This window comes from Arthrobacter sp. 2762 (assembly GCF_040548745.1).
Lineage (GTDB): Bacteria > Actinomycetota > Actinomycetes > Actinomycetales > Micrococcaceae > Arthrobacter.
In genome coordinates this window covers 207,023-229,549 of record NZ_JBEPSI010000001.1, presented here as the reverse complement: position 1 = coordinate 229,549, position 22,527 = coordinate 207,023, and the positions used below count along the sequence as shown (strand labels likewise).

21 protein-coding genes are annotated in these 22,527 nt (G+C 63.1%); 8 read left to right on the top strand and 13 right to left on the bottom strand.

Going from position 1 to position 22,527, the window contains the following annotated elements:
* Nucleotides 1-299 precede the first annotated feature (299 nt).
* Nucleotides 300-1,703, bottom strand: a complete 1,404-nt coding sequence (locus ABIE18_RS01125; RefSeq protein WP_499720795.1) for an MFS transporter — start codon at nt 1,701-1,703, stop codon at nt 300-302.
* Between the two features lie 393 nt (nt 1,704-2,096).
* Between ABIE18_RS01125 and ABIE18_RS01120 the strand changes: the two genes are divergently transcribed.
* Nucleotides 2,097-2,711, top strand: coding sequence for a methyltransferase family protein (locus ABIE18_RS01120; protein ID WP_499720794.1), 615 nt, complete (start codon nt 2,097-2,099; stop codon nt 2,709-2,711).
* Between the two features lie 80 nt (nt 2,712-2,791).
* Here the strand turns inward: ABIE18_RS01120 and ABIE18_RS01115 are convergent, their stop codons facing one another.
* Genes ABIE18_RS01115 through ABIE18_RS01105 form a run of 3 tightly spaced genes read right to left on the bottom strand, consistent with a single transcriptional unit; the run spans nt 2,792 to nt 4,763 of the window.
* Nucleotides 2,792-3,205 (bottom strand): hypothetical protein, encoded by a 414-nt coding sequence (locus tag ABIE18_RS01115; RefSeq protein WP_499720793.1) that lies wholly within the window; start codon nt 3,203-3,205, stop codon nt 2,792-2,794.
* Nucleotides 3,205-4,104, bottom strand: coding sequence for a TIGR01777 family oxidoreductase (locus ABIE18_RS01110; RefSeq protein ID WP_499720792.1), 900 nt, complete (start codon nt 4,102-4,104; stop codon nt 3,205-3,207). Before ABIE18_RS01110 ends, ABIE18_RS01115 begins: the two co-directional genes overlap by 1 nt.
* Nucleotides 4,101-4,763 carry a TetR/AcrR family transcriptional regulator gene (locus ABIE18_RS01105; RefSeq protein WP_499720791.1) on the bottom strand — a complete coding sequence of 221 codons (663 nt, stop codon included), beginning with the start codon at nt 4,761-4,763 and terminating at the stop codon, nt 4,101-4,103. Before ABIE18_RS01105 ends, ABIE18_RS01110 begins: the two co-directional genes overlap by 4 nt.
* A gap of 322 nt (nt 4,764-5,085) precedes the next feature.
* On the opposite strand from ABIE18_RS01105, the gene ABIE18_RS01100 reads away from it, so the two are divergent.
* Nucleotides 5,086-5,796 carry a queuosine precursor transporter gene (locus ABIE18_RS01100; protein WP_224166404.1) on the top strand — a complete coding sequence of 237 codons (711 nt, stop codon included), beginning with the start codon at nt 5,086-5,088 and terminating at the stop codon, nt 5,794-5,796.
* Between the two features lie 92 nt (nt 5,797-5,888).
* On the opposite strand, the gene tgt is transcribed toward ABIE18_RS01100, so the two are convergent.
* From tgt to ABIE18_RS01060, 8 genes are all read right to left on the bottom strand, one after another.
* Nucleotides 5,889-7,205 (bottom strand): tRNA guanosine(34) transglycosylase Tgt, encoded by a 1,317-nt coding sequence (tgt, locus tag ABIE18_RS01095; RefSeq protein WP_499720790.1) that lies wholly within the window; start codon nt 7,203-7,205, stop codon nt 5,889-5,891.
* Nucleotides 7,206-7,252: 47 nt separating this feature from the next.
* The gene (locus tag ABIE18_RS01090) at nt 7,253-7,963 is read right to left on the bottom strand and encodes an SRPBCC family protein (RefSeq protein WP_477514431.1); all 711 of its coding nucleotides are present in this window, start codon (nt 7,961-7,963) and stop codon (nt 7,253-7,255) included.
* Nucleotides 7,964-8,054: 91 nt separating this feature from the next.
* On the bottom strand, nt 8,055-9,062 hold the full coding sequence (locus ABIE18_RS01085; protein ID WP_499720789.1) for a DUF6707 family protein: 1,008 nt from the start codon (nt 9,060-9,062) through the stop codon (nt 8,055-8,057).
* 110 nt (nt 9,063-9,172) lie between these two features.
* Nucleotides 9,173-9,712: an NUDIX hydrolase family protein gene (locus ABIE18_RS01080; protein WP_224094275.1), complete on the bottom strand. Its 540-nt coding sequence runs from the start codon at nt 9,710-9,712 to the stop codon at nt 9,173-9,175.
* A gap of 77 nt (nt 9,713-9,789) precedes the next feature.
* The gene (locus ABIE18_RS01075) at nt 9,790-10,398 is read right to left on the bottom strand and encodes an RraA family protein (protein WP_499720788.1); all 609 of its coding nucleotides are present in this window, start codon (nt 10,396-10,398) and stop codon (nt 9,790-9,792) included.
* Entirely contained in the window at nt 10,395-10,802 is a 408-nt protein-coding gene (locus tag ABIE18_RS01070; protein WP_499720787.1) for a RidA family protein, read from the bottom strand. Before ABIE18_RS01070 ends, ABIE18_RS01075 begins: the two co-directional genes overlap by 4 nt.
* On the bottom strand, nt 10,799-12,166 hold the full coding sequence (locus ABIE18_RS01065) for an MFS transporter (protein ID WP_224094278.1): 1,368 nt from the start codon (nt 12,164-12,166) through the stop codon (nt 10,799-10,801). The genes ABIE18_RS01070 and ABIE18_RS01065 overlap by 4 nt, the downstream gene beginning before the upstream one ends.
* Before the next feature lie 182 nt (nt 12,167-12,348).
* Nucleotides 12,349-13,560, bottom strand: coding sequence for a PucR family transcriptional regulator (locus ABIE18_RS01060; RefSeq protein WP_499720786.1), 1,212 nt, complete (start codon nt 13,558-13,560; stop codon nt 12,349-12,351).
* A gap of 137 nt (nt 13,561-13,697) precedes the next feature.
* Between ABIE18_RS01060 and ABIE18_RS01055 the strand changes: the two genes are divergently transcribed.
* The 5 genes from ABIE18_RS01055 to ABIE18_RS01035 are packed head-to-tail and all read left to right on the top strand — an operon-like array spanning nt 13,698 to nt 21,048.
* Nucleotides 13,698-15,029, top strand: coding sequence for an MFS transporter (locus tag ABIE18_RS01055; RefSeq protein WP_499720785.1), 1,332 nt, complete (start codon nt 13,698-13,700; stop codon nt 15,027-15,029).
* Nucleotides 15,026-16,648, top strand: a complete 1,623-nt coding sequence (locus ABIE18_RS01050) for a thiamine pyrophosphate-dependent enzyme (RefSeq protein ID WP_499720784.1) — start codon at nt 15,026-15,028, stop codon at nt 16,646-16,648. The genes ABIE18_RS01055 and ABIE18_RS01050 overlap by 4 nt, the downstream gene beginning before the upstream one ends.
* A 14-nt stretch (nt 16,649-16,662) precedes the next feature.
* Nucleotides 16,663-18,069, top strand: coding sequence for a gamma-aminobutyraldehyde dehydrogenase (locus tag ABIE18_RS01045; RefSeq protein WP_499720783.1), 1,407 nt, complete (start codon nt 16,663-16,665; stop codon nt 18,067-18,069).
* Nucleotides 18,070-18,076: 7 nt separating this feature from the next.
* Entirely contained in the window at nt 18,077-19,780 is a 1,704-nt protein-coding gene (locus ABIE18_RS01040; protein ID WP_499720782.1) for an amidohydrolase, read from the top strand.
* Nucleotides 19,781-19,791: 11 nt separating this feature from the next.
* Complete coding sequence (locus ABIE18_RS01035; RefSeq protein WP_499720781.1) at nt 19,792-21,048, top strand: M20 family metallo-hydrolase; 1,257 nt, start codon at nt 19,792-19,794, stop codon at nt 21,046-21,048.
* Here the strand turns inward: ABIE18_RS01035 and ABIE18_RS01030 are convergent.
* Nucleotides 21,045-21,791, bottom strand: coding sequence for a hypothetical protein (locus ABIE18_RS01030; protein WP_499720780.1), 747 nt, complete (start codon nt 21,789-21,791; stop codon nt 21,045-21,047). The two genes, ABIE18_RS01035 and ABIE18_RS01030, sit on opposite strands and share 4 nt — an antisense overlap.
* Before the next feature lie 81 nt (nt 21,792-21,872).
* Between ABIE18_RS01030 and ABIE18_RS01025 the strand changes: the two genes are divergently transcribed.
* Complete coding sequence (locus ABIE18_RS01025) at nt 21,873-22,478, top strand: YdeI/OmpD-associated family protein (RefSeq protein WP_499720779.1); 606 nt, start codon at nt 21,873-21,875, stop codon at nt 22,476-22,478.
* Nucleotides 22,479-22,527 lie beyond the last annotated feature (49 nt).

Sequence of the window (22,527 nt, the reverse complement as noted above, 5' to 3'; positions counted from 1 at the left end):
TGGCTGGACGGGGTTGATTGGTTGATTGCTTGATTGGACGGTCGGAGGCCCGATGGTCCGTCTTGGAGATTACTCCCTTCCTGCCGGATCCGCCTTCCAGCGCCCCCGCGCCCTCGGTTCCCCATCCGCCGTCGGACGTTCTCTCACATCCCGACCCCTTTGGCAGGACGTTCTCTCACATCCCGCGCCCTTTGGCAGGATGTTCTCTCACATCCCGCGCCTGCTTAACGTTGTGAGGCCCGCTCTACGCCCCTCGGAGTGACCAAAGAGCGCAGAACGGGCCTCACAAGCCAGCTGGTTCAGGCGTTGGCGAGGTCCTTCTTGTCCTCGTCGGCGCCGCGCGAATCAGAGCCCTTCGCGGCGAACGCGCTTCCCTGCTCGGCGTCCAAGTGCGTGGCCTTCTTGTTCTTCAGCGCGAAGATGTACACCAGCAACGAGATGAAGACCGCGGCAGTCACGTAGGTGAAGAACATGTCCACCTGCCCGGCCTTCTGCAGAGCGGCGCCAATCAGCGGAACCGTGCCACCGAACAGCGAGTTCGCGATTGCGTATCCCAGCCCAACACCCAGGGCACGGATCGATGCCGGGAACAGCTCAGCCTTCACCAGCGCATTGATCGAGGTGTAGCCGCCCACCATGAGCAGGCCGCCGAGCATGAGCAGGAACGCCATGAACGGATCCTTGGTTCCGGACAGCGTGGAGAGCAGCGGCCACGTGAACAGTACGCCCGTAACGCCGAACCAAATCAGCAGCGGTTTGCGGCCGATCTTGTCCGAAATCAGGCCATAGACCGGCTGAAGCAACATGAAGATGAACAAGGCCCAGAAGTTGATAACAGAGGTATCGGTCTTGGCGATGCCGGACGTATCGTTCATGAACTTCAGGATGAAGTTGGTGTACGTGTAGAACGCCACGGTGCCACCCAGCGTGATGCCAATGCAGATGAGCAGCGGCTTCCAGTGCTTGGTGAACAGCAGCTTCATTGTCCCCGGCTGTGCCTCGCCTTCAACCTTCACGTGGGCGGCGCGGAGCTGATCGGCGGAAAGCGTTTCTTCCATGGAACGGCGAAGCCAGAGGACAACCAACGCAGCTACGCCACCAATCGCGAAAGGAATTCGCCAGCCCCAGGCCGTCAGGTCTTCCTTGCTCATGGTGTTCTGCAGGATCACGAGTACCAAGAGGGCCAGCATCTGCCCACCAATGAGTGTTACGTACTGGAAGCTGGAGAAGAAGCCGCGGCGCTTGGCAGTCGCAGCCTCGGACATGTAGGTGGCGCTGGTGCCGTATTCGCCGCCGACCGAGAAGCCCTGCACCACCCGGATGAAGACCAGCAGGATCAGTGCCCAGAGCCCAATCACGTCCTGGGTTGGCAGGATCGCGATGGCAAACGAACCGGCCGACATCATGGTCACGCTGAGGGTCAGCGCGGCCTTGCGCCCCTTGCGGTCAGCGTAACGGCCGAAGAACCAGCTGCCGATCGGACGCATGAGGAACGACGTCGAGAAGACAGCCATCGCCTCAAGGCCAGCCTGCAGATCGTCCGAGGAGTTGAAGAAGTGCGACTGGAAATATGCCGCGAAAACCGTATAGACGTAGAGATCGAACCACTCCACGAGGTTGCCCGCGGAGCCTTTGAGGATGTTGCTCACGGCCTTGCGTGTCTGTGCGGCCTCGCTGAGGGGCGCAACTTGTTGGGTGCTCATCAATGAACCTTCCTGGACGGCGCCTGCGATGGCAGCCGTGTCTTGCATGAGTTCGTTCTGTCCATGAAGCTCTTGCTCATGGCGTCCTTGCGCATGGCTCTTCGTCGACTAAGAAAGGTCCTCCGTGGGTGAAGAGGACATAATCCAAACTATTGGTGATGCACGGCACAGCCAACGTCGGAGGCCATTTCCTAACACTTCCTTAGGTTTCAGGCGCTGAACGCCCTGAACGCCCTGACGCACGACGGCGGGGTGCGGCATTGTTTTGATCCCACCGTTGCGCTGTGGTCCCCCCGGATGCTCTCTCACATCCTTTGGCCTTTCGGCGGATGCTCTATCAGGTCCTGATCGGTTTCGGCGGATGCTCTATCAGGTCCTGTTCGGTTTCGGCGGATGCTCTGTCACATGCTGACCGCATTCGGCGGATTCTTTGTCACGTCCTGTTTCCTTGCTGCGGACAAGAGCGGATCGCGGGGTTACTGTTCAGACATGGCGACTTTTTCTCAGCCATCCCCGGGCCCTCGGCTGACGTTGAGGAGGTTATTCGGCAACCTGCCCCTTCCTCCGGGCCAAGTGACCGGAGTGACCATGATGGTCCTTCTCGGAAGGGCCAGCCCCTGGCCGTTGCCGGGGTCCCACGCGCTTCACAGGATGGTGGGTTCCGGTCTGCTGGCGATTGGCGGTGGGCTGAATGCCTGGGCCTTGGCTGAACGAGACCGCCGCTCGACGGGCACTTTCGATTTGGAGAGGCCTGGGGAGCTCGTAACAAGCGGCCCTTATGCATTGACCCGCCATCCTATGTACGTGGGGTGGTGGCTCATCCATTTGGGCGTGGGGACGCTCGCCGGTTCATCGTGGGTGCTCGTGACATTGCCGATCGGAATGCTTGTGGATCACAGGGGTGTACTGCGCGAAGAGGCTGCGCTGTTGGAGGCCTTTGGGCGACCCTATGCGGAATACGCGAAAAGGGTTCGCCGCTACCTAGGCACAAGATCACGGCGCCGATGATCCCTCGCGCGCTGCGGGATGTGAGAGAACGTTGCCCGGAAGGCGTCGGGATGTGAGAGAACGTTCTGGGGAGGCGGTAATTATGTGAGAGAAGGTGCGTCGTTGATGCGGACGATTTTCCAAATGGAGAGGCGCGCGATTCCGGCTGCGACGGCAATGCTCAACGGAAAGGCCCATGCTGTGGGACTCCAAAAACCTCCGAAGGGGACACACATTAGTGCCGCGGTCGTGAAGAATGCTGCGACGTGAATCCATTGGTTTCGGATGCGTCGCAGCGCCAAGCCCAAGAGTGAGCCCACCGCGGCACCGATTGCCCAAGCTGGTGGGGCGCTGAAGACGAACAAAACGACGCCCCATGTTGGGTTTGATAGGGCAAAGAGGATGCCGAACACCAGGTGTGAGATCAAGATGCCTATCACCAAGGCCTTCCAGCCCAAAACCACTCGATCCTTTGGCCCGTAGGTCCAGACCCCCGAAGGGGCGGTCAGACTCATCACTTGCCCCTTGCGATCGCGTTGAGTGCACCGGCAAGAGCTGGATACGTGAAGTTGAAACCGGCATCGACCAACTTCCGGGGTTCGACCCACCGGCTCTTCAACACCAGTTCCGTCTGTGTCCGGATGAGGAGCGCTCCTGCTTCGAGCAGCCAAGCTGGCGTCGGGATGCCAAACGGGACACCCATACTTTGCCGAACCAGCGACATCAGTTCGCGGTTATCCACGGCATACGGCGTTGCTGCGTTTACTGGACCCGTGAGTGCAGGCTGCCCGTGGACAAACACCACTGCGCGGAACAGATCCTCCACATGGATCCAGCTGAACTTCTGCGTGCCCGGCCCCATCTGCCCACCCAAACCAAGCCGGGCCAGATTCCGCAGGGGAGTCATCACGCCGCCGCCCGGACCGAGGACGATCGCAATGCGAAGCGGAACCTTTCGAGTGTCCGGAACATTGGCAGCAGCCAACTCGTCCTCCCACGCACGGGCCACGTCTACAGAGAACCCGCTGCCCAGCACGCCCGATCCTTCAGATTGTGAACGGTCCTCCGCGTGTCGATAGATGGTGCCAGTGCTGGCGTTGATCCATGTCCCAGGCGGATCGGCGCATCGAGCAACGGCACGGCCCAGGACACGAGTTGTCAAAACCCGGGAGTCCACGATCTCCTGGCGGTTCCGGTCGTTGTAGCGGCAATTCACAGATCGTCCGGCGAGGTTCACCAGCAGTTCGGCGCCGTTCAGCACCTTGGCGATGGCGCCGTCGTCGTTCCATGGAGCATCAGTTGAAGCATCCCGCCCGACCGTCCGAACCTGCCAACCTTCATTAACAAAGCGATGCTTGAAGTAACTGCCAAGGAAGCCGGTAGCGCCCGCAAGGACCACTGTGTGCGGCATCACGAGCCTTCCTTCACGCTGCGGACGAGTCCCAGAACGTCGTCAAATACCTTGCTGACGCCGGGAATCTTCGCGAGCGACAACCCCCGCGCTACCAGGGGCGCGGCGCCGTCGATCAGTTTCCGCGTGCGCCGTTGGCCCTCGGATTTGTCGTAAACCCAGAAAAGCGCGACACCCATATAGGCAAGCCACAGCAGCTCCGGTAGATCTTCGCGCAGTTTTTTGGCGACGGCGGGGGAGGAACCGTCGACGGCGGACCGGAAGATCGCCAGCGAAGCCTCGCGGGCGGCGTTGGACGCCTCGCCGAATGGGTTGACTGGCGACGTCGGCCGGATTGCAGTCGCGATGAAATCTGAGCCGAACTGGTGATAGGGCGCCATGACGTCGACGCCGGTGTGCAGCACGGCTTTCAGCCGACCGGCGAGATCGTGGACGTCGTTGAGGACCTGTGCCGCAACCTCCGCATGCTCGTTCTGGACTTGGATGTACAGCTCCTGGACGAGTTCATCCTTGGAGGCGAAGTAGTAGTAGGCATTGCCGACGGAAACTTCTGCCTCCTGTGCGATGGCACGCATGGTGGTCTTCTCGAAGCCGATTTCGCGGAACATTTTCAGTGCGACGTCGGCTACAAGCTGCCGGGTCTGTTCGCTTTTTGCTGCCATGGCGCTACTCCTTGAACCAAGTTTTGAACGCGTTCAATATTGAGTATACCCCCGAATTTGAACGCGTTCAGAAATGATCGCCGAAGAGTTGGCTGGATGTGATAGATCATCCGCCGAAACCCCGTTGGATGTGAGAGTTCGTCCGCCGAAACCCCAACGGATGTGAGAGAAGATCCGCGGAAACGGGTCAGGATGTGAGAGAGCGTTGGTGGGTGGGACAATAAAGCTGGTGTTGGGCCGAGCCCCCACCAACCACAGTGCTAATACAGCAGGGTGCCTGAACCAACAGCGCCCGTGCGAACCACTACGAAATGGATGACCCATGCCCTCGCCTTCCGGCTCCAGCACCTTGAGCAAGCCTGCACCCCGCTTCGCCTCGATCGGATCCCCGTACTTTGGCATCATGCTCGCCATCATGGCCGTGGTGCTGATCCTGTCCAATATCGGCGCATCCAAGGGCGTCGTGCTTGGTCCGATCATCACCGATGGCGGATTCTTCCTGTTCCCGCTCGCCTACATTCTGGGCGACGTCATGAGTGAGGTTTACGGCTTCAAGGTGGCGCGCAAGGCCATCATTACCTCGTTCGCTCTCTCAGTCTTCGCTTCGCTCTGCTACTGGGTGATCATCGTGCTGCCGGGTTTCACGGATGAGTATGGAACCGCCAAGCAGGCAGCTATCGAAGGCGCGCTCGGTCCCGTCCCGCAGATCGTGCTCGCTTCACTCTTGGCCTTCCTCGCCGGTCAGACCATCAACTCCTGGATCCTGGTGAAAATGAAGGAGCGCACGGGCGAGAAGACCTTGTGGGCACGGCTCATGGGTTCATCCGTTGTGGGCGAATTCGTGGACACCCTGATCTTCTGCAGCATCGCGGCCTCGGTCATTGGCATCACCGACTTCGGCATGTTCGCCAACTATGTCCTGGTGGGCTTTGTCTACAAGACAGCCGTGGAGTTCCTGTTCGTGCCGATCACAGTGCTGGTGGTTGGCTACATCAAGAAGCGCGAGCCGAGCTACGGGCCGGTCGCGGCCTAAGTTTGCCGAGATCGCCGGAGCCGTGCCAGTTCGTTGGAAGTTCCCAGACGTCCACGCACGTTTCCGGCGATCTCGATGCGATACAGCCCAAGCTACGAGTAGTACCGGCCCAGCGTCTCTGCCTTGAACTCGAAGAAATCCCCGGACTCGATGGCCAACCGTGCATCGTCCACCATTTTCACCACGAAGCGCTCGTTGTGGATGGAGATCAGCGTTGCCGAGAGCATTTCCTTGGCCTTGTACAGGTGGTGGATGTACGCGCGCGAATAGTTTCCGCAGGTGTAGCAGTCGCAGCCATCCTGCAGGGGTCCGAAATCGGCCTTATAGCGGGCACCGGACAGGTTGAACCGACCGGAGGGCGTATAGAACGCGGAGTTCCGTGCCACGCGGGTAGGGGAGACGCAGTCGAACGTGTCGGCCCCGTTCTCGATTGCCGTGAAGATGTCGTCCGGCTCGGAAATGCCCAGCAGGTGCCGCGGCTTGTTCTCAGGAAGTTCCTCATTGCACCACCGCACGATGGTGCCCAGGTTCTCCTTTTCCAAGGCACCGCCAATCCCGTACCCGTCAAACGGCATGGCACCGAGATCCCTGCAGGCCTTTCGGCGCAGATCCTCGTACTGCGCGCCCTGGATCACCCCGAACAGTGCCTGGTACGGCTTCCCCACCCGAGCGGAAGTCAAACGAGCGTGCTCTTCCAAGCACCTCAAAGCCCAGAGCCGGGTCCGCTCCAGCGATTCCTCTTGGTAGGCCCGGGAGTTCTGCAACGTGGTCAGCTCGTCGAACGCGAACATGATGTCAGCGCCGATCTGATGCTGGACCTGCATGGAGATCTCGGGGGAGAAGCGGCGCCGGTCCCCGTTGAGGTGAGACTTGAACCACACGCCGTCGTCATCAATGTGCGCCAGCCGTTCCTTGCCGGGCGCCACCGCGTCATCGGGGCCGGAGGTGTCCACATTCTTCATGTCAATGACCTTCTTGAACCCCGAGCCCAGGCTCATCACCTGGAATCCGCCGGAATCCGTAAACGTCGGTCCGGACCAATTCATGAACGCGCCCAGCCCGCCAGCGGCGTCGAGGATCTCAGGGCCCGGCTGCAGGTACAGGTGGTAGGCGTTGGCAAGCACTGCCTGCGCGCCGAGCCCGGCAATCGACTCCGGCAGCACGGCCTTGACTGTTGCTTTGGTCCCGACGGCGATGAACGCGGGCGTCTGGATGGTTCCGTGCGGCGTGGTGATGGTTCCGGTCCGGCCCAGGAAAGTGCCGCCGTTGGCTTCGATCAAGGCGTCCGACGGCGAACACGTTTCAGCCAGGCGCTGGCCCACCGAAAAGGAGAACCCGGATTGCCGTGAAGAAAGACCCGGCAAGGCAGTGGACGGAGGAGACGAGGGCAGGAAAGCGGAAGCTGGCACGCTACCAAGTGTGCCAGCTTTACCCCGGGTAACCTGCGGAACCCGTCCTAGGAGCTGTAGTTCTCAGCCTTCCAGTTATCCCAGGAGGACCTGATATCCGCCAAGGTGTGAGCCCCCAAATCGTAGGTGGAGGCAATCACCATGGAACCGCCGTCGGGCCTTTTATCGGGGATCGGCAGCTGCTCTGCAACGATCAGCAGCCCATCGCCGTGCTCTGCGTAGCTGTGCACGGTGAGGCCCACCTGGTGACGGCTCTTGAACCACACGCGGCCGGAGATCTTCTCGCCGGTTCCGAGCGTAAGGGAGTAGTCATCGCCGATGGGCGGAAGATCGCCCAGCCCCAACTTCTCGATAGCCGGCCCACCACTGCCTGGAAGCGATACGAAGTGGGTTCGCCGTTGACCGTGCGGGTGTCTCTCAAGGGCGAAACGGAGTTGTTGCAGGAAGGTAAGCCAGCCCTGCGTGATGTCCTCGTCCCATTCCGCCCACTCGGAATCGTGGTCCAGCGCGGCGCGCGTGACTTTGACTTCGGTGCCGCCGGAAACAGGGTGGAGCTCGAACTCATCCCCGCCATGCACAGTCAGCTTGGTGTGATCGGGATTTTCCTCCACATCCGGGTGGAAGTAGATCTGCTTAATTTCGTCGGCGAGGTCATCGGCTTCCCATCCGTGCCATTGAGCCACCAGCGAGGGTTCACGCAGCATTGTCCAAACCTGCTGCGCGTCGGCATTAACCACAACGCTCAGATTGTTCGTCATGGCCCCGAATCTACCGCCGTTCGCGTCTCTAAAACAGGTCTTGAAGTTTAGAAGTGCCGGGACTAGGCGGACGAATCAGGACACCGCTCATTCAGGCCCGCACGGCATCCAGTTCGATGCCGATGCGCCGGCCCAGTTCCTCTTCTCCCAGTGTCTCGGATCCACCGTGTGCACCCAGGAACAGCAACGACTCAAGGCGGAGGAACCGCCATTCGCGCTCGGCTTCATGATTGCCGTTATCGATCGCACGGAAGATTTCCTTGTCGTACAAATTCGGTTCGTTCAGGGCGCGTTGGCGGACCTTCGCGGCGATTCGGGCCTTGAAAGGGTCCGTTTCCTCCGACTCGTGGGCGCGCAGCAATTTCTCGTACACGGCCGCGCGTTCAGTTTGTCCGCCCTCCCGGCAGATGAAGCTGGAGAGCGCCAGGGCGCGTTCGATCGACGCCCAGCGGTCGGGGTTGCCGTCAAAGGGCAGCACGTTCAGGAGATCAGCCACCGCCAGGGCGTTGTCAGGATCGCGCAGCACGATGCAGAGATCGAACGCGAGGTTACTGAGGTCCCGGAGGCAGCTGCCGGATTTGGTGTTGATGCCCTTCGCCAGCCTTTCGGCGAGCACCTGAACGCCGTTCTTGCCCTTGTGATTGGCGACGGCGGCCCGCACCACGGCTTCAGGCGTTCCGGCCGGCTCGGGGATCAGCGCGAGTTCTTCGGGGGCCGGCGTGGCGACTACAGGCGGCGTTTCCGGGCGTGGGGGAACGACGACGGCGGAACCCGCCTCCACTTCGGCTTCGCCTTCCATGGAGGTGCTGGAGCCGTCGGCTTCAGAACCAGCCAGGCCGACTGCGGCGGATTCGGGCGCGGCCAAGCCGGCCGAAGCTCCATCACCCACCGGCACACTGGAGCCGGCAGCGATCCGCACGGTGCCGCCGTCGACCGTTGTCACCACCAGCAGGGCGGCAACGCCATAATCGTCCTTTTCCACCTCCACGGCAGCAATTTCCTCGGCAGGCCCGTCTCCGGGCAGGAACACAAAGTCTCCGGGTTGCAGGTCCCCAGCCTGCTTTTCGCGGTATTGCTGTGAGGCTGGGCTGTGAGTCATCGGAAGTCCTTTGGTTCTCTTGCGGTCCGCCGTCCAGTCTACAAACTCCAGCCGCCGCAGGACGCGGGACCCGCTAAAGGACGATGCCGAACTAAAGGACTATGCCCGAGCTATAGGACGATGCCCGAGAAAGCCAGCGCCTGGCGCACCAGGTTGCCGCGGCCGCCCTCGAACTCCTGTTGAACATCGTCACTCAGGACTTCCCGTGGCGTCATCCAGGTGAGTTCCAAGGCGTCCTGGCGCGGTTCGCATTCGCCGGTGACGGGGATGATGAAGACCAGCGACACCGCGTGTTGGCGGTCGTCGGTGAATCCTGTCTGGGACGGCGCGGGGAAGTATTCGGCCACGGTGAAGGGAACGGGGCTGATGGGCAGCTGCGGGAAGGCGAGGGGGCCGAGGTCCTTTTCCATATGCCGCAGAAGGGCTGCGCGAATGGTTTCACGGTAAAGGACGCGGCCGGAGACGAGGTAGCGAACCATGTTGCCGTCGGCGTCGCCCTGCAGGAGGGAACCGACTTCATTGACGTACCCGAGCGGATCCAGGCGAACGGGGACTGCCTCCACGTAGACCATGGGAAGGCGGCCGCGGGCTTCGAAGAGGTCTTCGTCGGAAAGCCAGCCTGGATACGGGTCGGGTGTACGTACGCTCATGGTTAAGTTCTACCGCATCCCCGGCCGAAGTTCCTTGGCAGCGAGGCCGTGGCCGCGGGGTTACGCTCTTGGCGGCATTAGATGGCAAGGATGGACTGGAGCGGCTCCCCGGATGCTATGCGTGCAAGGATGGCGGGCTCCGCAGCGTCCGATGCGAGCGCCTTCCCCAGGATGTCTCCCGCGACTTCGGACGCCAGGACGATCAGACCGTTGTCGTCGCCCAGGACCAGGTCACCTGGGTTGACCTCCACGCCTCCGACCAGCACCGGGACGTTTACGGCGGAGCCGGTTCCGTTCAGGCGTTTGGTGGTGAGGCACGACGTCCCGCGGGCGAATACGGGCAAGCCGGTCTGCCGCAGTTCCAGGACATCGGTCGCCACACCGTCAACCACGACGGCGGCCGCACCTTGGGCGAGTGCTGCGGCTGCCGTTACGGCCCCCACGGGCGCATGTTGGTGGTCGCCGCACATGTCCACCACGAGGACGTCCCCGGGTTGCAGGGCGAGGAGCGCGCGGTTCATGGCGATGGCGTCGTGGTCTGCGATCCGGACGGTGACGGCGGGTCCGGCGATCTTCACGTTTGCCAGCAGGGACTGGATGGTGGGGGAGACGAAGCCGTCTTCGAGGAAGTGGCCGATGGTTGGGTAGCTGACGTTGGTGAGTTCCTCCAGGAGTGTTGAACTCACTTGGGAGCCTCTTCTTTCCCGGGAAGAACGGCCACGCACTCGATTTCCAACGACACGCCCCACAGGCTCACGCATACGGTGGTCCTTGCAGGCTTGGCGGTGCCGAAATACTCCACGTAAACGCGGTTGTATTCCTCCAGTTGGTCCTGGTTGGTCAGGTACGTGTTGACCTTGACCACGTGTTCAAGGCTGGATCCCGCGGCTTCCAGGACACCCGTGAGGTTTTCGATGGTCTGCCGGACCTGCCCTTCGAAGGTGTCCGGCTGATCGTCCAGGCCCGTGATCGTGGGGATCTGGCCCGAGGTGAACACGAAACCGTTGGCAACGACCGCCGGGGAGAAGGGCCCGACCGCGGGCGCCTGGCCGGGGATACCGGCCAGGCGCTCGATGGCGGTGACGGTCACCGCGCTGCCGCGGCTTCCGTGGAGGGGGCTTCTGCGGGTGCTTCGTCGACGGCGTCGATGTTGCCGTACCGGGTCTCGGTCAGCAGGAAGAGTGCAACGAGCGACAGTCCGGCGGCGGCCATGATGTACCAGGCGATCGAGGAGCTTTGGTGTGTCATGCCCAGGAGCCACGTGGTGACGAACGGGGTGGCGGCACTGCCCAGCAGGCCGGACAGCATGTAGGCCACGGACAGGCCCGAGTATCGGACCTTGGATCCAAAGAGCTCGGCAAGGAACGTGGCGATCGGTCCGTAGTTGGCGCAGAACGCGGTCATCATGGCGAGGTAGGCAACGAAGAGCAGTGCCACCGACTTGGTGTCCATGAGCCAGAACATCGGGAAGGCCAGGGCGGCCTCGGCAGCGACACCAGCGAAGATGATCGGTTTGCGGCCGTACTTGTCCGAAAGCCGGCCGAAGAACGGGATGAGGAAGAGTCCCAGGATGCAGGAGGCCAGAACCACCCAGAGCATCAGGCTCTCGGAGTGGCCCAGTTCCTTCTTGCCGTAGGAGACGCCGGAGGCAACCAACAGGGTGAACGTGCTGCCCGTGGAAAGGGTTGCGATGCCGCCCAGGACCACCTGCTTCCAGTACTTGGCCATCAAAGCGGCGAAAGGCATTTTGGCCTTGGCGCCAGCGGTCTTGACTGCCTGGAAGGACGGGGTTTCCTCAATGTTCAGGCGGATGTAGATGCCCACCGTGACCAGGAGGACGGAGGCGAGGAACGGGATACGCCAGCCCCACGAATACAGTGCTTCGGTGCTGACCGTGGAGGCCACGATCAGGAATGCGACATTGGCGATCAACGTACCGGCGGGCACGCCAACCTGCACCAGGGAACCGTAGAAACCACGGCGGGTGGGCGGTGCATGTTCAACCGTCATGAGCACCGCACCGCCCCATTCGCCGCCGAGGGCCAGGCCTTGGATGACGCGGAGCAGAAGAAGCAGCAATGGGGCCATGATGCCGATGCTGTTGTAGTCAGGCAGCAGACCGATGGCGAACGTTGCCGCTCCCATGGTCAGCAGCGAGACCAGGAGCATGGATTTGCGTCCCAGCCGGTCGCCGAAGTGACCAAAGATGATGGCGCCCACCATGCGTGCAATGTAGGCGGAAGCGAAGGTGCCGAAGGCCAGCATGGTGCCGACGATTGGATCGAAGCTGGGGAAGAAGATCTTGTTGAAGACGAGGGCCGACGCCGTCCCGAAGACGAAAAGGTCGTACCACTCGACGGTGGTGCCAATAACGCTGGCAAGGGCAATCTTGCGCATCTTGGTCAGGTCCAACCTGGCTGTGGATGCGGAGGAAGTATCTACCGTGGGGGCCATCTGATTCTCCGGATGGGGTGCGGGGACGAATGTCCGGTGCAAAGTAGCTACAACTATGGTGTGTGCCCGATCACACCATCAATGGCATTACTTCCATCAAAACGCGGCTGGGAATGTGAAAACACACAGCGGAGCGGTGCAGCAACGCTCGGCAGCAACTCCCGACGGCGCCACCTCCTCGCTTAGGCCCACGCCACCACCAGTCGGGCCGTCTTTGCGGGAACGGCGAGGTCGATCCCGGTCAGCTCCTGGAATCGGTTGAGCCGGTTCAGAATGGTGTTCCGGTGGCAGAAGAGTTGCTCGGAAGTGACCGTGACGTTGCCTGTGCCCAGGTAGTTCCGGACCGTTTCCAACAGGCGCTCGCGCTCGCCGCCCCGGCACTCCGCCAGGGCCTCTTCGAGTTCAGCGGCGAGGTCCAGGCCGGCGTCCTGCAGGTTCTGCTGGGCCAATCGCGCCCAGGCAGAATCAGCGGACAGCGGGCCGGCGTCGCGGGGGCGGAGGAGTGCGGCGAGGCTCTCGGCAGTGCGGGCGGCCGCGGGAAGGGAGCGAAGGCCAAGGACCTCGGGAACGTAGCCGCATGGGACATTTACGACGCCGGGAGGCAGCTGTTGCGCGTCGGTTTCGGTTCCGTACGCCTCGCTTCGAGATTCAGGACCACGGTTCCGCCGTGCAGGCAAGGCCCAGAAAACATAGGTGTTGCCCCCGGATTCATGGAGGAACAATCGTTGCCGGGTGTGTTGGCCTGATCCGAATTGGGATGCCGCTGCGCGCAGCCGTGCGCCTGGATCGCCGCTCGCGGCAACCAGTGCAAAGCGTGATTCGGGGTTGATACCCAATGCCGAAGCAACCTGCGCGGAGGTCTCCTGGGACGGCGTGCTCTGGTTGAACAGGCGGGCAATGAACTCGCGTTGGATGCTCGATTCTTCCTGAGCCATCCTGACGCGTTCGGTCAGGTAACTCGTGTGCGTGCGGGTGGCGAATTCGTCTACGACGCGCCACACCTGATCCACGCGGGTAGCCAGCAGCGCGGCGTCCTCGGTGTGCGCGATCTCCAACAGTTCAGCCCAGAGGATGCTGAAGTCCAGGCGGACAGCTGAGGTCAGGGACTCCGGCGGGATCCCGGCCCTGGCCCGCTTGGATCCGAGGTCGGAAGCGAAGTCGAGCAGGCCATCCTGGCTGTCGATACGCCCGTTCCTGAGGCCGCTGATCAGGCGCCGGAAGGTCTCCCGCGCCGTCTCCTGGATCTCCAGGACAGTCACCTGGCTTTCGCCGTACTCCGGGATCTCACGGACCCTCGTGGTGAAGGCCTGCGCCAGGGTGTCCAGCCGGCCTTCAAGCTGGTCCACCAGCTCAGTCCAACGAACGGCATGCCCCGAGGTTTCAGAATTGTGCATTCACACATTCTAACGGCATGATTCCGTGGTGGATTGCTAGTCTTTTTGGGAAAAACTACTGGCACTCTGGAACGAGTCACACAAAAATCGCCCGGGCATCCCCAACGTCCGGTCCCGTTCGCACTCATGGAGCAACAATGGCAAGCACCGTCAGCGGAGCCACGGACGCCAGTCCCTCGGCAGTACGCATCGTCGATGAAAGCGTCACCAAGAAGGTGGCCCTGGCTGCCCTCGTGGGCACTGCGCTGGAATGGTACGACTTCTTCCTTTTCACCACAGCTGCTGCTCTGGTGTTCAACGCACAGTTCTTCGTATCCCAAGATCCCTTCGTCGCTGCCATGGGCTCCTTCGCCACACTCGCCGTTGGCTTCGTGGCCCGCCCGATCGGCGGCTTCATCTTCGGCGCCCTCGGTGACAAGGTGGGCCGCAAGAAGATCCTCATGGTCACGATCGTTGGCATTGGCATTGTCACCGGGCTCATCGGCCTGCTGCCGAACTACATGACCATCGGCCTGGCCGCCCCCATCCTGCTGGTTGCCTTGCGCATCGTCCAGGGCCTCGCCGTCGGTGGCGAGTGGAGCGGCGCGGTGATTATCGCCGTCGAAAATGCGCCGGTGGAAAAGCGTGCACGCTACGCCGCGCTTCCACAGATCGGTTCCCCGATCGGTACCATCCTGTCCTCCGGTGGCTTCTTTGGCATGCTGTTCCTGGTAGGTCAGACCAACTTTGACGCCTGGGGTTGGCGCATCCCGTTCATTGCCGCCATCCCGCTGCTGGCTATCTCGCTGTGGATCCGCAGCCGCCTCAGTGAATCCCCGGAATTTGAAGCACTCATGGAGTCCGGCGAAACGGAACATGCTCCCATCCGCGGCGTCCTGAAGAACAGCTGGCGCCAGATCCTGGTGGGCATGTGCTCGGCCCTGCTCGGCATCGGCGGTTTCTACCTCATCACCAGCTTCGTGGTCTTCTATGGCACCAAGGTCCTTAAGCTGCCCTCCGAGCTCCTGCTCCTGGGCACCCTGCTGGCCGCAGCCCTCGAAATCGGCGCCCTGATCTGGGCAGGCCGCCTCGGTGAAAAGTTCGGCGCCAGCAAGGTCATCCTTTGGGGCGGTGTGGCCTCGGCACTTATCGCAGTTCCTGTGTTCCTGGCCATCGACTCCCGCAACCCCGTCCTGGTGGTCCTGGGCATGATGATCGGCGTCGCCGTCCTTTCCATCCCGTACGCCGTCTCCGGCACCGCGCTGACCGCGCTGTTCGCCACGAAGGTCCGCTACACCGGCGTCGCCATCACGTCCAACACCGCGGGTGTCATCTCCGGCTTCGTGCCGCTGATCGCCACCGCGCTCGTGGCGGCCAACAACTCCTTCTGGCCGGGCGCCATCATCCTGCTGGTCGTCTCAGCACTGACCGCGCTGTCCGGCCTGTTCCTCCCACGCCTTTCCATCGAAGAAGAAGGAATGAAGCATTGAACACAACCACGGCTGGCCATCTGATTGTTGGCCAACTCGAACGGGCAGGCGTCAAGCGCGTCTACACCGTCCCTGGCGAGAGCTTCCTCGACGTCCTTGACGGCCTGCACGGCTCGCCGATCCAGAACGTGGTGGCCCGCCAGGAAGGCGGCGCGGGATTCATGGCACTCGCCGAAGGCCGACTGACCGGGCTTCCCGGTGTAGCGATGGTGACCCGTGGACCGGGTGCTGCAAATGCCTTCATCGCCATCCACACTGCCTACCAGGACGCCACGCCGCTGATCCTGTTCGTTGGACTGATTCCGGTTGCCGACCGCGGTCGCGAGTCTTTCCAGGAGTTCGACATCAACGCCTGGTTCGGCAGCACCGCCAAGAAAGTCGTGACGCTCGACGACGCCGCTTCCGCCGCCCGCGTAGTGGACGACGCCATCTTCACCGCCCTCAGCGGACGCCCCGGCCCGGTGGTGATCGGTCTCCCCGAGGACGTGCTGGTGCACGTCGTCCCGGACGCCACGGTGGAACTGCGCAAGGTTGCCCGTCCCGAGCCGGCCGCCGCGGACCTGGACGAGCTGAACCAAAAGCTCAGCACAGCACGCAAGCCGCTCGTCGTCGTCGGCGGTGAAGGCTGGACGCAGGAGTCGGGAGAGCAGTTGGCCGCGTGGGCAAGCCGCAACAGCGTCCCGGTCGTGGCCGACTTCCGCGCTTACGACGCCGTCCCGCACCGGAGCGACGCCTACGCCGGCTTCCTGGGGTACGGTCGCAGCGATGCCAACGCCGAACGCCTCGACGACGCCGACCTGCTCGTCTTTGTTGGTTGCGTCCGCGGCGACGTCCTCTCCGATGGCTACAAACGCGGACTTGACGCCGAGACCGTGGTGGTCAACGCCGACACCAACCTCCTGGGCCATTTTGGTCGGGTGAACCAGCACATCATTGCCGATGTGACGGCATTCGCCAGCGCGCTGGCTGCCACCAACACCACAGGCGAACGTGAGGAAGGCTGGTTCGCCAGCGCCCGCGCCGACCAGCTCACGTTCTCCACGCCGCAGCCTGACGGCGGCATCGGCGTCGACCTGGGCGTCGCTATGGAGGTCCTCAAGAAGGAGATGGACGCCGACGCCGTCCTCACCTTCGGCGCCGGTAACCACGCGCTGTGGCCCGCACGCTACCTGGACCACAACTCGGCAGATTCCCTGGCCGCACCCCGCAACGGCGCCATGGGCATGGGAATCCCCGCAGCCGTGGCAGCATCCCTCGCATACCCCGGGCGCCAGGTCATCTCCGTTGCCGGTGACGGCTGCTTCATGATGAACGGCCAGGAAATCGCCACGGCCATGGGCTACGGCGCCAAGTTCATCGTCCTGGTGGTGGACAACGGCATTTTCGCCACCATCCGCGAACACCAGGAAGCGCACTACCCGGACCGCCCTTCGGGCACGCACATGACCAACCCGGACTTCGCCGCACTCGCCCGTTCTTACGGCGGCTACGGCGAGCGCGTGGACCGCACGGAAGACTTCGCAGCCGCGTTCCGCCGGGCCGTCGACTCCGGCCTCCCGGCCTTGCTGCACCTGCCACAGGACCCCACCACGCGTTCCCCCAAGACTTCAACAAACTGACCGGAGCCCTCACAGTGATCCAGCTTCAGAACATCATCAACGGCGAGTCCGTGGACGCCTCGGCCAGCCTGCCGTTCTTCGACCCCGCCACGGGCCAGCAGATCGGCACCGCTCCGGACAGCGACGCCGCCGCCGTCGACGCCGCCTTCCAAGCCGCTGCTGCAGCTTTCAAGAGCTACAAGCGCACGACGCCCGGAACGCGGCAGTCGCTGCTGTTGCAGTTGGCCGACCTCGTTGAGGCGAATGTCGACCGTCTCCTTGAGGCCGAGGTTGCTTGCACCGGCAAGCCCGCAGCCTTGACCCGTGAGCTCGAAATCCTCCGCGGCGCGGACCAGCTCCGTTTCTTCGCGGGAGCTTGCCGTGTTGTCTCCGGGACTGCGCAGACGGAGTACGTGGAGGGTTTCTCTTCGACGATCCGGCGCGAGCCCATTGGCGTGGTCGCCCAGATCACGCCGTGGAATTACCCGTTCATGATGGCTGTCTGGAAGATCGGTCCGGCTCTTGCCGCGGGCAACACCCTGGTCCTCAAGCCTGCAGACACTACTCCCTGGTCCACTGTGGTCCTGGGCGAACTGGCGCAGCAGGTCTACCCGGCCGGCGTAGTGAACATCGTCTGTGGCGGCCGTGAAGCCGGTGCAGCGATGGTGGAGCACGACATCCCTGAAATGGTCTCCATCACCGGCTCCACCCGTGCCGGTGCGCAGGTCATGTCCGCTGCGGCCAGGACGCTCAAGGACGTCCATCTGGAGCTTGGCGGCAAGGCACCCGCAGTAGTGTTTGCCGACGTCGACATCCAGCGCACCGCCAGCGAAATCGCCTTGGCTGCTTTCTTCAATGCCGGGCAGGACTGCACCGCCGTGACGCGCGTGGTGGTCCACCAAGATATCCACACGGAATTCGCGGCCGCACTCGCCGACGCTGCTTCGGCGCTGAAGGTGGGCGGTTCCGATGCGGATCTCGGTCCGCTCAACAGCGCCGCACAGCTGGAGCGTGTGGAGGGCTTCATGTCCCGCCTCCCGGCCAACGCCAGGGTCCTTTCCGGCGGCAAGCGCACCGGAACCGGCTTCCATTTTGAACCCACGGTAATCGACGGTGTGTTCCAGACGGACGAAGTGGTGTGTGACGAAATCTTTGGCCCCGTGCTGACGGTCCAGCCGTTCGCTACCGAGGACGAAGCGGTCGACCTCGCCAACGGCACCAAGTACGCCCTCGCTTCCAGCGTCTGGTCCGAGAACCATGGCGTGGTGACCCGTGTTTCCAACGAGCTTGATTTCGGTGCCGTGTGGATCAACTGCCACCAGGTAATACCCGCCGAGGCCCCCCACGGCGGCTTCAAGCACTCGGGCACCGGCAAGGACCTGTCGGTGTACGGTCTTGAGGACTACACGCGCATCAAGTCCGTCACCACGTCCCACCGCTAGACACATCATGAAACTTGATCTCCTGCTGCGGAACGCAGATATCATCACGATGGATCCGGCCCGTCCTATGGCCAGTTCGCTGGGCATCTGGCAGGGACGCATCGTGGGCCTCGACGAGGACCTGGACGGGTTGGATGCCCTCGAGGTTTTGGACCTTGGCGGCGTGACCGTCACTCCCGGCTTCATTGATGCGCACTGCCACACCACGTGGTTCGGGCTGGGCCTCGCGGAACTGGACGTGTCCGGTGCCCGTGGTTTGGACGAGCTGTATGAGCTTCTCCGCGGTGCCGTGACCAGCGGCGGGGCCGAAGGTGAGGGCTGGCTTTTCGCCACCGGCTTCAGCCAGACCCAGCACGGCGGTTCCTTCCCGGACCTCGCCGAGCTGGACCGCATCACGGGGGAGCGGCCCCTGTTCATGCGGCACAATTCCGGGCACATGGCTGTGGTCAACACTGCCGCGCTGCGGCTGGCGGGTGCCGAGTCGCCGTCGTACCCCGATCCCGACGGCGGAGCAATAGTCCGCGACGCCGCCGGCCGCCCCACCGGACTCGTCCAGGAGACGGCACAGGAACTGATCCAGCAGCTGATCCTGCCGTATTCGTTGGACGACATCGAGGACGCCCTTGAACGGGCCACCCTGTACTACGCCTCCGAGGGCATCACGAGTTTCACCGAGGCCGGTGTGGGTGGGGGCTGGATCGGGCACAGCCCGGCCGAACTCGCGGCCTACCAGCGCGCTGCCGCCAACGGCCGGTTGCACGCCCGCGCACAGGTAATGCCGGTGCTGGATCTGCTGCACGGATTGGACGGGCATTCCTCGGACAGCCCGGGAGCTGCACCTGCAGGGCTGGACCTCGGGATCTCCAGCGGATTCGGGAACGAGTACCTGTCCCTCGGCCCCGCGAAGGTCTTCCTGGATGGCTCGCTTTTGGGCGAAACCGCCGCCGTGACCCATGAGTTCTGCAGCCACGGACACCGGGACAACACCGGAAACGTTGGTTACTTCCAGGCCGATCCCGCCCAGCTGCGCGAACGCATCGAGGCCGCCTACGCAGCGGGCTGGTCCATCGCGGCCCACGCCATCGGTGACCGGGCGATCGACCTCGCCGTGGGCATCATCACCGATTGCCAGGCTTTGTATGGGCCGCGTCGCCTGCCCAACAGGATCGAGCACGCGTCCATGACGCGTCCGGACCAGTTGGCCAAGCTCGCGGACGCAGGCATCGCCGTCACGCCGCAGGCTAGCTTCTTCCGCGATGGCGGGGACGGGATGACCGCTTCCCTCGGACCGGATCGCTTGCCATGGGCGTACCGTGCGGCCAGTTTCCTGGAAGCCGGGGTGACGCTTGCGGGAAGCTCGGACCGGCCGGTTGCGGACGGAAACGTGCTCCGCGGAATGCAGGCGTTCGTGGACCGCCGGACCGAATCGGGGGCCGTTTTTGGAAACCGTTCCGAACGACTCAGCGCTCAGCAAGCACTGGCCGCCTACACCAGCGGAGCCGCGGCAGCCACTGGGACGCTTGCCGGGAAGGGGACCCTCGAGCCGGGCAAACTTGCCGACTTCACAATATTGTCCGCCTCACCCTTGGACGCACCCAACATCAGCGAACTGCAGGTCCTGGCCACCGCCGTCGGAGGCCGTTTTACCTACGAATCAACCGACTTCCACGCTGAACTTTCCCCTGAAAGTTCCTTCGCGGCCCACCGTTAATAGGGGAGACCATGACAACCACCACACGTTTCACCGCCCAGGACACCGCCTTCGTGCAGGACTTTCAAACCATGAGCACGTTCGGCGCCACGGAGAACGGCGGCGTGGACCGCCAAGCCGCAACCATTCCCGACGGCGAACAGCGGCGCTGGCTGGCAGGACTCCTGGAAGACCACGGCTTCACAGTCAAGTTCGACCACGCCGGCAACCAGTGGGGCCTCTACGAGGCTGTACCCGGTGCGCCCTTCGTGGTGGTCGGCTCGCACATGGATTCACAGCCGACGGCGGGACGTTACGACGGCGCGTACGGCGTCCTCGCCGCGGCCCACGCCGCGTTCCGCTTGGCCGCACGCTGGGAAAGCGGCGCCGCAGCACCCAGATTCAATCTCGCTGTCGTCAACTGGTTCAACGAGGAAGGCAGCCGCTTCAAGCCCTCCATGATGGGCTCGTCCGTCTACACGGGCAAGCTGGAACTGGAAGACGCGCTCAACACCAAGGATGCCGCCGGGATTACGGTGCGCGAGGCCCTGGACGCGATCGGTTGCCGCGGAAACTTTGAAGGACCGGAGGCTGCCTACTGCGCCGAGATCCACATCGAGCAGGGCCGTAGCATGGAGCGTGAGGGCATCACGATCGGCCTTGTCAGTTCAAACTGGGCAGCGAACAAGTACGAGTTCGTGGTCCATGGCGAGCAGGCGCACACCGGTTCCACCGTGATTGCGGATCGCAAGGATGCCCTCCTGGGTGCTTCCATGCTGGTGGTTGCCGCACGCGAACTCGCGGATCGTTTCCCCGGCGTACTCCACACCTCCGTGGGCCAGCTCAACGTCTACCCGAACTCGCCCGTAGTGGTGCCTTCCCGTGTGAACTTGCTCCTGGACCTGCGCAGCGCGGACGAAGCCGTCCTTGCCGAGGCCGACGCCCTGCTGCACGCCCGCATCACGGAAATCGAACGGCTAGCCAACGTCTCCGTGGAGAAGCACCACTCGCACTCCTGGGCCGTGACTCCGTACCAGCCCGAAGGAGTGGAGCTGGCCGCCAAGGTCGCCGCCGACCTGGGGCTCTCCAACAAGGAAGTCATGACCCTGGCCGGGCACGACTCCACGAACATGAAGGACCTTGTTCCCACCGTGATGCTCTTTGTGCCCAGCGTGGACGGCATCTCCCACAACGAGCACGAATACACCACGGACGAAGACATCGTGGCCGGGCTCACCATGCTCACCGAAGTTGTTGGCCGGCTCTGTGATGGGGCGTTGGCGGACTAACTGCTTGGGCTTGCCAGCACCCGTTCCACTGGTGTCCGTTCCACCACGATCGACGCCGGCGCCGAGCCGCCCACGGCGTCCGGGTTGGCTACGAACAGGATGTCCTCGCTGATCCGCGCCTCAACCCCGGCTCCGGTGAGCCTGTGCAGCAGTGGTTCCAGATCGCCGTCGTACTCAAAAGCGAGATCGCCAGACTCCGCAGCCGCACCGTGGATCACGCGCAGTATCCCGCCGTTTTTGGCGTTGAACGTCGCCGATTCGTCATCCGAGGGCCGGGGCCGGGCACCGATGTTGCGGAGTTCCTGTGCTGAATCCTCGACGCCGGGACTCACCCAGGTGGCTACCACGGCAAGCGCCGGGTCGGCTTTGTCCGACGTCGCCCAGGTGCCGTCCCCGGCGCGCCGGGCGGGGTCAGCCAGGAACGTGAAGCCATCACGGGCCGTGATCTGCACGGTCTGGCCGTGCGAGGCCTCGGTGAGCACTGCGATGGTCCCATCCTCCTGTGTGCGCCGGGCGAACTCTTCCAGTGTGCCAACCTCGACGCCAAAGATCGTGACGCCGTCCTGCGGTGTGCCGCTCATCGCCTGCGTATGTTCCACGCGCTGCATCGCCAGCCGACCCGAGCCGGCATCGAACTCCAACCAGTCGCCATCCTTGACCGTGTTGACCATGCCCAGTGCTTCCAGCAGTTGAGTCCACTGATGCGGGCGGGAGGTGAAGTGGATGGGGCGGGCTCGCAACATGGGTCCTCCTGGGCTGGCTTCACTGGCACTCCGGCTTTTGGCCTCCAGCCTATGCCGTCCGGTTTGCCGCAGAATGAATCCATGCCCATTGAGCTCGAAGAATTGATCGTCGAGGACGCGGCCGCATGGCGGGCGTGGCTTGGAGAACACGCTGCCGACAGTCCTGGCGTGTGGCTGGTCCTTCACAAGAAGGGTGGGAACGTCACGGAGTTGGACTACGACGCCGCGTTGGACGAGGCGCTGTGTTTCGGCTGGATCGACGGCCAATCCAAAAGCCGCGACGCCGAAAGCTACTTTCAGCGCATGACACCGCGCGGCCGCCGAAGCATTTGGTCCGCACGGAACGTTGGGCACATCGCCCGCCTGGATCAGGAAGGAAAGATGACTCCCGCAGGATGGGCGGCCGTCGAAGCCGCCAAAGCCGATGGGCGCTGGGAAGCTGCCTACGCCGGTCCCGCGGATTCAGTGGTTCCCGATGATCTCGCAGCTGCCATCGCCGCTGTACCCGAGGCGCAGGCCATGTTCGATGTCCTGACGTCCCAGAACCGTTTCGCCCTCATTCACCGGACCAACCTGGTCAAAAGGGCAGACACCCGGGAACGGAAGATCGCCGGGTTTGTGGAGATGCTTGCCCGCCACGAGGCGCCGTACCCGCAGAAGAAACGCCCGGCGTCAGGGCCCAAGTAGCCCCAAAGACCATGTAGCGGCACAGCGAGTAGCGCCAGGGCTCAAGTAG